At 60.5% G+C, this 14,659-nt stretch carries 10 protein-coding genes; all 10 read left to right on the top strand.

Features of this window, described 5'->3' with window-relative positions; genetic code table 11:
- Positions 1 to 41 precede the first annotated feature (41 nt).
- On the top strand, positions 42 to 1,331 hold the full coding sequence (locus LNV06_RS03895) for a TCR/Tet family MFS transporter (RefSeq protein WP_263536913.1): 1,290 nt from the start codon (positions 42 to 44) through the stop codon (positions 1,329 to 1,331).
- Between the two features lie 36 nt (positions 1,332 to 1,367).
- The gene (gene guaA, locus LNV06_RS03890; protein WP_263536912.1) at positions 1,368 to 2,972 is read left to right on the top strand and encodes a glutamine-hydrolyzing GMP synthase; all 1,605 of its coding nucleotides are present in this window, start codon (positions 1,368 to 1,370) and stop codon (positions 2,970 to 2,972) included.
- A gap of 51 nt (positions 2,973 to 3,023) precedes the next feature.
- Positions 3,024 to 3,239, top strand: coding sequence for a hypothetical protein (locus LNV06_RS03885; protein ID WP_263536911.1), 216 nt, complete (start codon positions 3,024 to 3,026; stop codon positions 3,237 to 3,239).
- A 26-nt stretch (positions 3,240 to 3,265) separates the two neighbouring features.
- Entirely contained in the window at positions 3,266 to 3,859 is a 594-nt protein-coding gene (gene tadA, locus LNV06_RS03880) for a tRNA adenosine(34) deaminase TadA (protein ID WP_263537506.1), read from the top strand.
- A complete protein-coding gene (locus LNV06_RS03875) occupies positions 3,856 to 4,857 on the top strand; it encodes an LD-carboxypeptidase (protein ID WP_263536910.1) in 1,002 nt (333 codons plus the stop codon). Before tadA ends, LNV06_RS03875 begins: the two co-directional genes overlap by 4 nt.
- Positions 4,857 to 7,091, top strand: coding sequence for an ABC transporter substrate-binding protein (locus LNV06_RS03870; RefSeq protein WP_263536909.1), 2,235 nt, complete (start codon positions 4,857 to 4,859; stop codon positions 7,089 to 7,091). Before LNV06_RS03875 ends, LNV06_RS03870 begins: the two co-directional genes overlap by 1 nt.
- Positions 7,088 to 8,071, top strand: a complete 984-nt coding sequence (locus tag LNV06_RS03865; protein ID WP_263536908.1) for an ABC transporter permease — start codon at positions 7,088 to 7,090, stop codon at positions 8,069 to 8,071. The genes LNV06_RS03870 and LNV06_RS03865 overlap by 4 nt, the downstream gene beginning before the upstream one ends.
- Before the next feature lie 25 nt (positions 8,072 to 8,096).
- On the top strand, positions 8,097 to 9,599 hold the full coding sequence (locus LNV06_RS03860) for an ABC transporter permease (protein WP_263536907.1): 1,503 nt from the start codon (positions 8,097 to 8,099) through the stop codon (positions 9,597 to 9,599).
- Between the two features lie 6 nt (positions 9,600 to 9,605).
- Complete coding sequence (locus LNV06_RS03855) at positions 9,606 to 11,489, top strand: ABC transporter ATP-binding protein (protein ID WP_263536906.1); 1,884 nt, start codon at positions 9,606 to 9,608, stop codon at positions 11,487 to 11,489.
- A gap of 358 nt (positions 11,490 to 11,847) precedes the next feature.
- Positions 11,848 to 14,628 carry a TonB-dependent receptor domain-containing protein gene (locus tag LNV06_RS03850; protein ID WP_263536905.1) on the top strand — a complete coding sequence of 927 codons (2,781 nt, stop codon included), beginning with the start codon at positions 11,848 to 11,850 and terminating at the stop codon, positions 14,626 to 14,628.
- Positions 14,629 to 14,659 lie beyond the last annotated feature (31 nt).

Genomic DNA, 14,659 nt, shown 5'->3' with positions numbered 1-14,659 from the left:
TGTTCCACATTGAACAGCAAGCAGCCAAGCAAGGATTTCGATTGAGCGAGCAGCAGCAAGAAGGCAAACCAGCAGTGCCGGCGGCTTCGGCAGCATCGGCGGCCAAGGGCCGGTCGGCGGGCATGGGCTTCATCATGGTGGCCGTGTTGATCGACATGATCTCGATCGGCCTGATCATCCCGGTGCTGCCGCCTTTGGTGGGCACCTTCACCAGCTCGCAAGCCGATCATGCTTTTTGGTATGGCGCCGTGGCCCTGGCCTTTGGCTTGGCCAATTTTGTGGGCTCGCCGATTTTGGGTTCGCTGTCTGATCACTTTGGCCGTCGACCGGTGATGTTGATTGGCTTTTGCGGCCTGGCCCTGAGCTTTTTTGTCACCGCCATGGCCACCGCGCTGTGGATGTTGATTGCCGTGCGTCTGGTCAGCGGCGCCATGCAGGCAAATGCCTCGGTGGCGAATGCTTATGTGGCCGACATCAGCGCCCCGGATGAGCGTGCCAAGCGCTTCGGCATGCTGGGCGCCGCCTTTGGCATGGGCTTCATCCTGGGCCCGGTGATGGGGGGGCTGCTTGGCTCCATCGATCTGCATCTGCCGTTCTATGTGGCCGGCACCATGGCCTTGATCAACTGGTGCTACGGCTTCTTTGTATTGCCGGAATCGCTCAAGCCTGAAAACCGCCGCAAGTTTGAGTGGCGCACCGCCAACCCGGTGTCCGCCATCAAGAAGCTGAACAAGCTCAAGGGCGTGGGTCCCCTGGTTTTTGTGATCGCCTTGTCCGGCTTGGCACAGCTGGTGCTGCAAACCAGCTGGGTGCTCTACACCGACTTCAAGTTCGGCTGGGGCCCCAAGGAGAACGGCTTGTCGCTGTTCGCCGTCGGCGTCATGTCGGTGCTGGTGCAGGGCTTCTTGCTGCCCAAGCTTTTGAAGGCTTTTGGTGCGCAGCGCTTGGTGGTGTTTGGTTTGCTGTCCAGCGTCTTGACCAACTTTGTCTGGGGTGCGGCGACCGAGGGCTGGATGATGTACGCCATCATCGGCTTCAATGTGCTGGGCTTTGCGGTCAGCGCGGCGATTCAAAGCTTGATCTCCAATGCTGCGGATGCCAACAACCAAGGCGAAACCATGGGGGCCGTGTCCTCGCTGAACAGCATGATGGCCGTCACCGCCCCGGTGGTGGGTGCTGGCTTGCTGGGCTTGGTGTCGGGTCTGCCGCGTGGCGATTGGCGCATTGGCGCGCCGTTCTACTTTTGCGCAGCGCTGCAGGCCCTGTCTTTGTTCTTCGCGTGGCGGCATTTTTCGCGTACGCGTGCGGTGGCCGCAGCGGCCCCGGTTTGAGTTCTATTTCAAGTCCGATTTCAAGAGAGTTCTTCCATGCATGACAAAGTCCTGATCCTCGACTTCGGCTCCCAAGTCACCCAGCTGATCGCACGTCGCGTGCGCGAGGCGGCGGTGTTTTGCGAGATTCACCCCAACGATGTGAGCGATGAGTTCATCCGCTCGTTTGCGCCCAAGGCCATCATCTTGTCGGGCAGTCATGCCTCGACTTATGAGGACCACGAACTGCGCGCGCCGCAGGCCGTGTGGGACCTGGGCGTGCCGGTGCTGGGCATCTGCTATGGCATGTTTGCGATGTCCGTGCAATTGGGCGGGCAGGTCGAGCCTAGCGATCACCGCGAGTTCGGTTATGCCGAGGTGCGGGCGCATGGTCATACCCGGCTGTTAGACGGCATTCAGGACCACGCCACGCTGGAAGGCCACGGCATGCTGAAGGTTTGGATGAGCCATGGAGACAAGGTCACCGCCATGCCTCCGGGCTTCAAGCTGATGGCTTCCACGCCCAGCTGCCCCATCGCCGGCATGGCCAATGAAGAAAAGGGCTACTACGCCGTTCAGTTCCACCCCGAGGTGACCCACACGGTCAAAGGTCAGGAACTGCTGACCCGCTTTGTGCGCGAGATCGCCGGCTGCAAGGGCGACTGGATCATGGGCGACTACATCGAAGAAGCGGTCGCCAAGATCCGCGAGCAAGTCGGTGATGAAGAGGTCATTCTGGGTCTGTCGGGCGGCGTCGATTCTTCAGTCGCAGCGGCCCTGATTCACCGCGCCATCGGCGACCAACTGACCTGTGTCTTCGTCGACCATGGTCTCTTGCGCCTGAACGAAGGCGATATGGTCATGGACATGTTCGCCGGCAAGCTGCACGCCAAGGTAATCCGCGTGGACGCCAGCGAGTTCTTCCTGGGCCAACTGGCCGGTGTGACCGACCCCGAGAAAAAGCGCAAGATCATCGGCGGCCTGTTCGTCGATGTCTTCAAGGCTGAGGCCGCCAAGCTCAAGGCAGCCAATGCCGATGCCAAGGGCGCCAAGTGGTTGGCCCAAGGCACCATCTACCCCGATGTGGTGGAAAGCGGCGGCACCAAGACCAAGAAGGCCACCACCATCAAGAGCCATCACAATGTGGGCGGCTTGCCCGAGCAGCTCGGCTTGAAGCTGCTGGAGCCGTTGCGCGAGCTGTTCAAGGACGAGGTCCGCGCCCTGGGTGTGGAGCTGGGCTTGCCGGCCGAGATGGTCTACCGCCATCCCTTCCCAGGCCCCGGCCTGGGCGTACGCATCCTGGGCGAAGTGAAGAAGGAATACGCCGACCTGCTGCGCCGTGCCGACGCCATCTTCATCGAAGAGCTGCGTGGCTGGAAGGACGAAGCCACGGGCAAGAGTTGGTACGACCTGACCAGCCAGGCCTTCACCGTCTTCTTGCCGGTCAAGAGCGTGGGCGTGATGGGTGATGGCCGCACCTATGACTATGTCGTGGCCCTGCGCGCCGTGGTCACCAGTGACTTCATGACTGCTGACTGGGCTGAGCTGCCTTATGGTCTGCTGCGCAAGGTGTCGGGCCGCATCATCAATGAAGTGCGCGGCATCAACCGCGTCACCTACGACGTGTCGACCAAGCCGCCTGCCACCATTGAGTGGGAGTGAAGACGCGGTGCGTCTTCGCTGTTGCAAACAGTCATTGACTCGGCGTCAAGCATGCGTGCTGCACTGAGCATTCTGGGCTTGGTTGTCGTGCTGGCCCTCGTGCTTCAGCAGATGAAACGATCGGCCAGCACACTCGCGCCGCCTAAGCCGGCGGCGAGTGCGGCTGGCGCTGCCCAACCGCCGGCGGCGGCCACCGAGGCCGTGCGTCAGCAGGTGCAAGATGCCTTGAACCAAGGCTCGCAGCGGGCTTCGGAGGCCACGCCTTGAGCGCTGATTCCCCCCTCACCGAGGCGATGCAGCCCTGGGTGCCGAGTGCGGCAGATGAGAACGCGATGCGCATCGCGCTGGATCAGGCCCATAACGCCTGGCTTGCCGGTGAGGTGCCGGTGGGTGCCGTGCTGATGCGCGGTGGCCAGGTGATCGCCACCGGCTATAACCGGCCGATCACCACCCATGACCCGACGGCTCATGCCGAGATCGTGGCCTTGCGCCACGCGGCCACCTTGCTGGGCAATTACCGCCTGCCCGAATGCGAGCTGTTCGTGACCTTGGAACCTTGCGCCATGTGCGCGATGGCGATGATGCATGCGCGGCTCAAGCGGGTGGTGTTTGCCGCCCCCGACTCCAAGACCGGCGTGGCCGGCTCGGTGCTCAATCTCTTTGATCAGCCGCAACTGAACCACCACACCTGCATTCAGGGTGGCGTGTTGGCTGAGGCCTCCGCCAAGCTGCTGCGCGAGTTTTTTGCGCAGCGGCGCGAGGCGGCACGCGAGCGCCGCGCGGCGCTGCGGGCGCTGGCCCAAACGCCTGACGAGCCCATACCCACCGGCGACGTCACCCATCTCGATCTCCCACCGGATTTCATTTCAACGGACACCTCCTCATGAGCCACAGCAACACCTTGACCCTCTACACCCCGGCCGGCGTGCTGCTCAAGTCGCAGCCCATCAAGCGGGCCGCCAAGCGCCTGGCCAAGCTGGGCTTTGAGGTGACGATCGACGAAGCTGCTTTCGACAAGCAACAGCGTTTTGGCGGCGATGACGAGACCCGCCTGAATGCGATTCACCGAGTGGCTGCGGCCGCGCCCAGCGTGGCCTTTGCGACGCGCGGTGGCTACGGTCTGACCCGCTTGCTGGACCGCATCGACTGGAAGCTCTTGGCCAAGAGCGTGGAGCAGGGTACCCGCTGGGTCGGTCAAAGCGATTTGACGGCCTTGCAACTGGGCCTGTTGACCCATGCCAAGGCGCAAAGCTGGGCCGGCCCACTGGGCGTGGACTTCGGCCGCAGCAATGACGAAGGCGGCGTGGACGATGTCACCCAAGACTGCTTCACCGAAGCGATGAGCGGCTTGCTGGAGGCTGTTGGCTTTCGTACCGAAAAGGGCTTTGACGGCCTGACCGTGCGCGGCCAGCTGTGGGGCGGCAATCTGTGCATGGTGAACTCGATGTTAGGCACCAAGCATTTCCCGCGCATCAAGGGCGGAGTGCTCTTCCTGGAAGACATCAACGAGCACCCCTACCGCGTCGAGCGCAGCCTCTTGCAGTTGGCCCAGGCCGGCGTGCTGGATGCGCAAAAAGCCATCGTGCTGGGTGACTTTGGCGGCTGGCGCGAGTCGCCGCTGGACCGAGGATACGGCCTCAAGTCGGCGATTGAAGCGGTGCGCGCTGTCACCAAAACGCCCATCTTGACCGGCCTTCCTTTTGGCCATGTGGACACCAAGGTCTGCCTGCCGGTGGGTGCCAAGGTGGATCTGGTGGTTCAGGGGCGTGATGTCTTGATGGGTTGGCAAAATGACCCGCAACTCAAGCATGACCACGAGTCGCATGCGTCCCAGCAGCCGCACGAGCCCCACGAACATGATGCAGGGCACGCCCACAGCCACTGATGGGCTTTGATCTACAGGCTGCGCTTCGCGGCCTTTTTTTTCTCTTCTTGCTGGCGCTGGGCGCTTGCAATAACAGCCCGCACCCGGCCGGTGCCGAGGGCGAGAACACGCTCTTTACTGCTTTTGATGAGCGCTCGCCGCGCTATCTGGATCCGACCTCCTCGTATAGCGCACCGGAGGCGGCCTATGCCTTTCATATCTACGAGCCGCTCTACAGCTATCACTATCTGAAGCGGCCCTACCAGCTGACGCCGCGCGCCGCCGCTGCGGTGGTGCGGCCCTATTACCTCGATGCCCAAGGCCGGCGTTTGGCCGACGATGCCGCGCCGGCCTTGATTGCGCAAAGCGTCTATGAAATTCCGCTGCGCCCGGGTCTGCGGTATGCGCCGCACCCGGCTTTTGCGCGCGACGCGAAAGGGCAGTTGCTCTATCACGCGCTGACGCCTCAGCAAATCGCGGCCAAGCACTCCCCCTTGGACTTTGCTGAGCGAGGCAGCCGCGAGTTGGTGGCGGAGGACTTTGTTTTCGCCCTCAAGCGCCATGCGTCGCCGCGTCTGGAAGCGCCACTCTTCGCGCTTTTTTCTGAGCATGTGCTGGGCCTGAAGGAATACGGCGAACTGCTAAGGGCCGAGAACGCCAAGCTGATGGCCGGCCTGCCCGAGAACCTGCCGGACAAGCCTTTTCTGGACTTGCGCCGCTGGCCCTTGAGCGGCGCCGAGGCCGTCAATAGGCACCTGCTGCGCATTCGCATCAAGGGCAAGTATCCGCAGTGGCAGTACTGGATGGCCATGACCTTTCTGGCGCCTGTGCCTTGGGAGGTGGATGCTTTTTATGCGCAGACCGGCATGAACGAGGCCGGCCTGGGCTGGAACCAATGGCCGGTGGGGACGGGCCCCTTCATGATGACCGAGTACGTGCAGGATAGGCGTCATGTGATGAGCCGCAATCCAAACTATCGGGAAGATCTCTACCCTTGCGAGGGCGCGGCGTCCGATCGCGCCCAGGGTCTGTTGGAAGACTGCGGCAAGCGCCTGCCTTTTGTGGACAAGATCGTTGCCAACTTGGTGAAGGAGGGGGGCGCGCGCAAAGAGCTCTTCAAGCAGGGCTATCTGGACATGCCAGAGATAGACCGCACCGACTGGGGCGTCGAGTTCTTGGTCGACAAGAGCGACTCCGCTGAAGTCGCGCGTCAGTTTGACGAGCGAGGCTATAAGTTTCCCATCGATGTGGACATCAGCAGCTGGTACATCGGCTTCAACTGGCTCGATCCGGTGGTGGGGCGTGGTGACACGCCCGAGCAGCAAAAGCGCAACCGCAAGCTGCGGCAAGCCCTGTCCATCGCCATCGATTGGGAAGAGGGCTATGGCCAGATTTTTCGCAGCAAGGGCGGCGTGGCCGCGCATGGCCCGGTGCCACCGGGCGTGTTCGGTTCGCGCGAAGGTCAGGCCGGTCAATTCAATCCGCTTACCCATGAATGGGTGGCCGGCAAGCTGCAGCGGCGCAGCATTGAGCAGGCTCGGGCCTTGATGGTCGAAGCCGGCTACCCGGATGGGCGCGACGCCAAAACCGGCAAGCCGCTGGTGCTGAACTATGACTATCAGCGTGTGATGCGTCCGGAGTTGAAGGCCGAAACCGATTGGATGGCGCGTCAGTTCGCCAAGCTGGGCGTGCAGTTGGAGGTGCGTGCCACCGACTTCAACCAGTTTCAAGAAAAGGTCTTGAAGGGCAAGCATCAGGTGTTTTGGTGGGGCTGGTTCGCGGACTACCCGGACGCCGAGAATTTCCTCTTCTTGCTTTATGGGCCGAATGCCAAGTCCAAGTTTGAGGGCGAGAACGCCGCCAACTACGAGAACCCCGCGTATGACGACTTGTATCGTCGCTTGCAGACGCTGGACGACGGCCCCGAGAAGCAGCGGGTCATCGATCAAATGGTCAGCATCGTGCGCGAGGACGCGCCCTGGTCCTGGGGCTTTTGGCCTTTTGTGGGCATGGCTTACCAGCCCTGGGTCTACAACGGCAAGCCCAGCATCGTGGTGCGCGATGTGCTGCGCTATGCCCGCCTTGATGCGAAGCAGCGCAGCCGCAAGATCAGTGACTGGAATCACCCGATCTGGTGGCCCCTGCTACTTTTGGCCCTGGGCAGCGGCTTGATCGTCTGGCGCACTCGTCACGCATTTGCGCTGCGCGAGCAGGCCCAGGCACCGGGCTATCAGCCGGAGAAGGGCGCGCCATGATGGCCTACTTCTTGCGCCGCTTGGGCTATGGCCTCTTGATCCTGATCGGGGTCAATGTCTTGACCTTTTTTTTGTTCTTCACCGTCAACACGCCGGACGATATGGCGCGCCTGAACATCGGCGGCAAGCGGGTCAGCCAGGCCCAGATTGAGCAATGGAAGACCGAGCGCGGCTATAACAAGCCGCTGGTCTGGGACGCACATGCCTCGGGCACGGACAAACTCACGCACACGATTTTGTGGGAGCGATCGGTGTCGCTGATGCTGTTTGACTTTGGCCGCTCGGATGCCCGCCAAGCGGTTCAGATTGGCCATGAAATCAAAACGCGCATGCTCGTCAGCCTGCAACTGGCGCTGCCGCTCTTCCTGCTGCAAATGCTGGTGAGCATTGCGCTTGCCTTGCTCTTGGTGTTCTTTCGCAATTCGGCGATCGACTTCTGGGGCGTGGTCTTGTGCGTGCTGATGCTGTCGATCTCGAGTCTGTTTTACATCATCGTCGGCCAGTTTTTTTTCTCACGCGTCTTGCGTTTGGTGCCGATGAATGGCTACGCGGAAGGGCTGGATGCGATTCGCTTCTTGTTGCTGCCGGTCATCTTGTCGGTCTTGTCGCGTTTAGGGGGCGAGGCGCGCCTGTACCGCGCCATGCTCTTGGAAGAGGCCGGGCGCGACTATGTGCGAACCGCCCGAGCCAAAGGGCTGAGCGAGCAGCGCGTCTTGCTCCGCCATGTCTTGCGCAATGCCTGGATTCCTATCCTGACCAGTGCCGGCAGTTATCTGCCCTATGTCTTCATGGGTAGCTTGGTGTTTGAGAGCTTTTTTGGCATTCCTGGTTTGGGCGCCTTCACCATCGAGGCCATCAGCGGCCAAGACTTCGCCATCGTGCGAAGCATGGTCTTCTTGGGCGCCATGCTTTTTATCGCCAGCAATGTGTTGATCGACCTGGCCTACACCTGGGTGGACCCACGTGTGCGCCTGGGCTGATTGATTCACCGAGGGACGCACAGGCATGGCTTTCAAACTGGTGCTGTTGTGGACGGACGCGGCCCTTTGGGGTTTGCTGTTCGGGCTCTGCGCTTACGGCTGGCGAATTCGTCGGCATGCCCATTTGCGAGCCAACTGGGCCAAGGTCTTGCGTGAGCCCATGGCCGCCAGCAGTGGTTTGGTCTTGGCCTTTTTTCTCGTGCTGACGATGTTGGACAGCGTGCATCTGCGCAGCCAGTTAGCAGCGGCCGCACCAACTTCAGTGGCGGCAGATGAGGTTCAGGCAATCGAGGCGCAGCCTGTGTTCGACACACGCACTTTGTCCGTATTGGACCTGCTTTTGTCGCGCCAGATGCTTATGCGCGAAGTCAGCTATTCCGCGCCGCTGGCTTACCAAGCTTTCAGCAAGGGGCCCGCACCCGATGCCGGGAATGCAGGCAAAGCCGAGGGTGCGGCAGACAACAGCCGCGCATTCCCTCGTCTGGCCCATGGCGGCGCGCATTTGAGTCAGCCCGAGCAAGACTGGGCTGGGGATGTGACTCGCCGCGCAGGGGCAGGGCTTGCCTGGGCTTTTCTGCTCGTCACCGTGAGTGCACTCTTGCTGGCTCGCGGTTTGGCGGCCTCGCATGGAGGATTGCGGCGCGCTTGGGGTGACTTGGTGGCAGACCGCACCCATTACCCTTGGCGCGCTTTGCTGCTGACCTTCGCTGTTATGGCCCTTGTCTGTGGCCCTGTTGCGGCCTTGATGGACCACTACCATGTGCTCGGGACCGACCGTACCGGCAATGATGTGCTCTACCAAACCCTGAAAAGCGTGCGCACCGCTTTTGTGATCGGCGCCTTGTCCACGCTGGCGACCTTGCCTTTTGCCCTGATCTTGGGTGTGGCCGCGGGCTACTTCGGGGGCTGGGTGGATGAGCTGATTCAGTACTTCTATACGACGCTGAGTTCGGTGCCCAATGTGCTCTTGATTGCGGCCTGCGTGCTGATGGTGCAAGTGTTTCTGGACAAGAACCCGGAGATTTTTGAAACCGGCGTGGAGCGCGCGGACCTGAAGGTCTTCATGCTCTGCTTGATTCTGGGCGTGACCGGCTGGGCCGGACTGTGTCGCCTGGTGCGGGCGGAGACCCTGAAGCTGCGTGAGTTGGACTATGTCCAAGCGGCCACGGCTTTTGGCGTCAGCCCGTTGCGCATCATGGCCCGCCACATCGTGCCCAATGTGATGCACCTGGTTCTGATCTCGGTGGTCTTGAGTTTTTCGGAGCTGATTCTTTACGAGGCGGTGCTCACCTATGTGGGCGTCGGCGTGGACCCCAGCATGAACAGCTTTGGCAGCATGATCAATTTGGCGCGCACGGAAATGTCGCGCGACCCGCTGGTGTGGTGGAACTTCTGCGCCGCTTTCGTCTGTATGCTGGCCTTGGTGCTGGCTGCCAATTTGTTCGCCGATGCGGTGCGCGATGCTTTTGATCCGCGCGCGCGCCGCTTGCGGACGATGGCGCCCAAATCCATCAAGAGCGAGGCCTGAAGCGCCATGCTGCAGCTTGATCAGCTCAAAGTCAGTCTGGAAACCGAGGCCGGCTTGGTCCGCGCCATTGATGGCATCGCCCTGGCGCTGAAACGCGGTGAAACTTTTGCGCTCGTCGGTGAGTCCGGTTGCGGCAAAAGCATGACGGCGCTGGCGTTGATGCGCTTGTTGCCGCAGGGCGGGCGCGTGACGGCGGGGCGCCTGCAACTGGATGGCGTCGATGTCTTCGGTCTGCCCGAGGCGCAGATGCGTGCAGTACGGGGAGGGCGCATCGGCTTGATTTTTCAAGAGCCCGCGACGTCTTTGAACCCGGTCATGCGTGTGGGCGATCAGATCGTCGAAGCGATTGAGACGCATACCGCCTTGCGTGGCGCGGCAGCTCGCGAGCGGGCCATCGAGTGGCTGGCGCGCGTCGGCATTCCAGAGCCGGCGCGGCGCGTGGACGACTACCCCTTTCAAATGAGTGGCGGCCAAAAGCAGCGGGTGATGATCGCGATGACGCTGGCAGGCGAGCCCGACTATTTGATTGCCGATGAGCCCACCACCGCACTCGATGTGACGGTGCAGGCGCAGATTCTTGCCTTGCTGAAGGATTTGCAGCGCGAACGTGGTCTGGGCATTTTGCTGATCACCCATGACCTGGGCGTGGTGGCAGGCATGGCGCATCAAGTGGCGCTGATGTATGCCGGCCAAATTGTTGAAACGGCCGCTGCCGCCGACTTCTTTGCCGCGCCTTTGCACCCTTACGCTCGCATGCTGCTGCAAGCCCTGCCCAGTGCCGCCAAGCGAGATGCACCTTTGGCGGCCATTGCGGGCAGCGTGCCACCGCTTTCGACAGAGTTTCAAGGCTGCCGATTCGCAGCGCGCTGTGACCGAGTGATGCTGCAATGTACGGTGCTCGCGCCTGAGTTGATGACTCCCGCCCAGAGGCCAGCAAACCATCAGGTGCGGTGCCTGCTGTACTCACAGCCCTCACAGCCCTCACAGCCCACCCAGCCAGCTAGCAATGCATTCGCTCCGAACGTAGCGGCGGATTTGAAGTCTGCGCAGGCCCCAGTCGAAAGCCCGCTAGGCGCAGCGCCCTTGTTGGAGGTCAACGGGCTGTCCGTGCACTACCCCTTGCGCCGTAAGCTGTTCTCGAAAGCTGCGCCTGCGGTTTTCAAGGCCGTGGATGGTGTGTCCTTCAGCCTGGCGGCGGGGCGCACCTTGGCCTTGGTCGGCGAATCGGGTTGCGGCAAAAGCAGTATCGGCAAGGCCGTGCTGCAACTCTTGCGCGGCAAGGCTCTGCTGCAAGGCCAAGTCTTGCTGGACGGGCAAGATTTGGCGGCGATGCAGGGCGCGCAACTGCTGCAGGCGCGCCGCTCGATTCAGATCATTTTTCAAGACCCCTTTGCCTCTTTGAACCCCCGCATGCGCGTGCAGGACTTGCTGGAGGAGGGCTTGCTGGCGCTTCGGCCAGACCTGGATGCACGGGCTCGCATGAGCCGAATGGGCCATTTGCTCGAGCAAGTCGGGCTCGGTACAGCGGCCTTGCAGCGCCTGCCGCATGAGTTCTCGGGCGGCCAGCGGCAACGTATCGCGATTGCCCGCGCCTTGGCGGTCGAGCCTCGCTTGATCGTCTGTGATGAACCGACCTCCGCACTCGATGTGTCGGTCCAGGCGCAAATCCTCAACCTGCTCAAAGCGCTGCAAAGAGAGCAGGGCTTGGCCTATTTGTTCATCACGCACAACATCGGCGTGGTGGAGTACCTGGCAGACGATGTAGCTGTGATGCAGGGCGGGCGCATTGTGGAGGCCGGGCCTTCCGAAACCGTGCTTCGTAGCCCGGAGGAGTCTTACACGCCCGGACTCTTGCAGGCGGTCCCCAGGGTTCCTCACTCAGGGACTTAACCACTACGCCACGCATCAAGGTGCGCCGCCGTGCTGTTGCCATTGAGCAACGAGGTATGACATTCGTCGGATTAGAGCCCGGCACCTGTTCTTATGCCTTGGACGCAAGGCCCGCTTCAACAGGGTCTGCCTTTCCTCATGAAATCAATGACTTGGGAATTCCTTCTTTAGGGTGTGCATGACCATCGGCACTTGCTGCGCCGAGTGAGCGCTAGGACTTCCCCTAGCCTCGCTAGCGCCCTGCGCCATCAAGAATGTCGTCATGCGAGTGTGGGATTGGCTAACCGTAACCAACGGATGTCGCTGAATTCTGCTTGCACCGTGTCTATCGACTGATTCCGTCATCGAAGGAGTTTCAATGTTCAAGAAGTCCAAAGTCTGCACAGGCGTATTGCTCGCCCTGGGCAGCGCCAGTTTCCTGGCCGCCAGCGCTCAAGCTCAAGAGCAACTCAACCGTGTTGAAGTCACGGGTTCGTCCATCAAGCGGGTTGCCGCTGAGGGCGCACTGCCGGTTCAAACCTTTACGGCCAAAGAAATCGCCAAGTCCGGCGTGACCACCGTTCAAGACTTCATCCAGCAGTTGCCTGTGATGCAAGGTTTTGCAGTGGCTGCTGACTCGGTCGGTGGCGGCGGTGGCGGCGTGACAACCGCGTCGATCCACGACGTGGGCGCTCAATACACTTTGGTGCTGCTGAATGGTCGTCGCGTGGCGCCCTCCAATTCCGGCACCACGATTGACTTGAACAGCATTCCGTTGGCAGCTGTTGAGCGCATCGAAGTGCTGACTGATGGTGCATCCGCCCTGTATGGCGCTGACGCGATTGCCGGTGTGGTCAACTTCATCCTGAAGAAGGGTGAGGCGCCCCTGACCATTGATGCGCGTTTTCAGCGCCCGCAGCACACCGGTGGCGAAAGCTACAACCTGGGCATCAGCAAGGGCTTCGGTGATATCGAGCGTGATGGCTATTCGATCTTTGCTGCTGTCAGCTATGACAAGTTCAGCCAGTTGAAGGCCAAGGACCGCGAGTTCGCCAAGACCGGTATCATCGATTTCACCAATGACGGTCGCAATTTGGAGTTCTTCAACGGCTCCTCGCGCTCGGTGCCGCCAAACGTGGACGTGACTTACAACCGCACGCCTACTCCGGACAATCCTGCCAAAACATCCAAGGTGTCTTTCAACCCCTACTTGGAGAAGAACGGCAAGTGCCCAGACGCTCACGTAGTTGGCGGTCGCCAGTGCATTTTTGACTACACCTCTTCGGTGGAAATCTTCCCGGCGCAAGAACGTACTAGTTTTTTCTCTTCGGGTGAAGTCAAGCTGGGTAGTTCCGGTCTGAAGTTGTTCGGTGATTTGGCTTTGACCGATGCGCATATCCGTGCACGCATTGCGCCGTATCCCGCTGAGTTCGGCCTGAAGACCGACCACCCGTACTACACCAAATACATCCTGCCTTACCTGACTCCTGCTCAGGTGGCGGCCGGTGTGACTTCGGTCAACGTCAAGTACCGTCTGTACGATATGGGCAACCGTGCGTACGACTACCAGACCAAGGCCAATCACGCCGTGATCGGTTTGGATGGTGCGCTGCTGGGTTGGGATTTCAATACCGCTTTGACTTATTCGACCCAGAAGCAGTTGCAGAACTATGAAGGCGGCTTCCCGCTGGCCGATAAGTTCAATGCAGCCATCCAGGCGCAGAAGTTCGATCCGTTCCCATACACCCTGGGCACCATGCCGCCCGAGATGTTGCAGGCGCTGAACGACACCCAGTACAAGGGCAACTACAACACCACCGACATCAAAATGTACGGCGTGGACGCTCGCGCTTCGCGTGAGTTGTTCTCCATGTCGGGCGGCGCTGCAGCGATTGCTGTCGGTGCTGATTTCCGCAAGAACTCCTACGATGTGCGCGCCAATCAGGCCGTTGCCAATGCGGAAATTCTGTTTGACGATCCTCAATCCGAATTTGGTCTGAAGCGCTCCAACTGGGGTGTGTTCTCCGAGTTGGTGTTGCCGGTGACCAAGCAATTGGAACTGTCGGGCGCCGTCCGCTATGACTCGGTTTCGGGTGTGGATGACACGCTGAACAACAAGAAGTTCGGCAATACCGAGTCGGCTTCGACTTACAAGTTGAGCTTCAAGTACCGCCCTCTGACCAACCTGGTCACCCGTGGCTCCTACGGCACAGGTTTCCGAGTTGCCACGATGTCCCAGATTGCTCAACCTTTGGTTGACTTTGGCGTGACAGGCGGTTCTTATGCTTGCCCTTTCAAGGCCTCCTATGACCCGCTGGGCTACTTCGCTAAGGGCTATGGCTGCGATCGCCAGATGGAAGCCTTCCAAGGTGGTAACGGTGATCTGAAGCCTGAGTCGTCGAAGCAGTGGACCTTGGGCTTTGTGTTCGATGCCGCTGACAACTTCTCTATGGGCATGGACTACTGGTCGGTGAAGGTCAAGGATGCGGTGACTTCGGTCAGCGAAGACTTGATCATCAACAATCCTGCCAAGTATTTGGATCTGTTCACGACCAAGACCAAGGCCTCCAACGGTCAGACCTACGTCGCAATCAAGCTGATGCCGATCAACATCGGTCAGATTGAGAACGAAGGTATCGACTGGAACTTCGTGCTTCGTAACAACCTGCCGATAGGTCGCTTGACGACACGTGTGGCTGGTACTTACCTGGTCAAGTCGCGCTATACCACGCCGGGTACTTCGGATCAGTGGGAAGACAGCATGGACCACTGGGGCACTAACAGCGCCGTCAGCTTCCGCAATGTGATGAATGCTTCGGCCACCTTGGATTCGGGTGCCTGGAGCCACACCTTGAACTGGAACTACCGTAACGGTTACAAGGACATCCATCACAACGAAGACAACTGCGCTGTGAGCGATGTCGACACCGGAGATTGCGTCGATACCCAGTTGACGGTGAAGTCTTACTACACCTTTGACTGGCAGACTCGTTACGCCTTCAACAAGAGCCTGACTCTGGTGGGTGGCGTGACCAATATCGGCGACATGAAGCCGCCACTGTCGTTGCGTAACGTCGGTAGCCACCAGTTGGGCTACGACCCACGTTATGCCAGCCCGATTGGCCGTGCTTTCTATGTGAGCGCACAGTACAAGTTCTAAGTGCTATGAGCGAGAGGCGGGCTATCCAGCC

Source organism: Paucibacter sp. Y2R2-4, from assembly GCF_025717535.1.
In the GTDB taxonomy this organism is placed as follows: Bacteria; Pseudomonadota; Gammaproteobacteria; order Burkholderiales; family Burkholderiaceae_C; genus Paucibacter_A.
The sequence above is the reverse complement of the archived record's forward strand: the minus strand, read 5'-3'. Positions and strand labels throughout refer to the sequence as shown.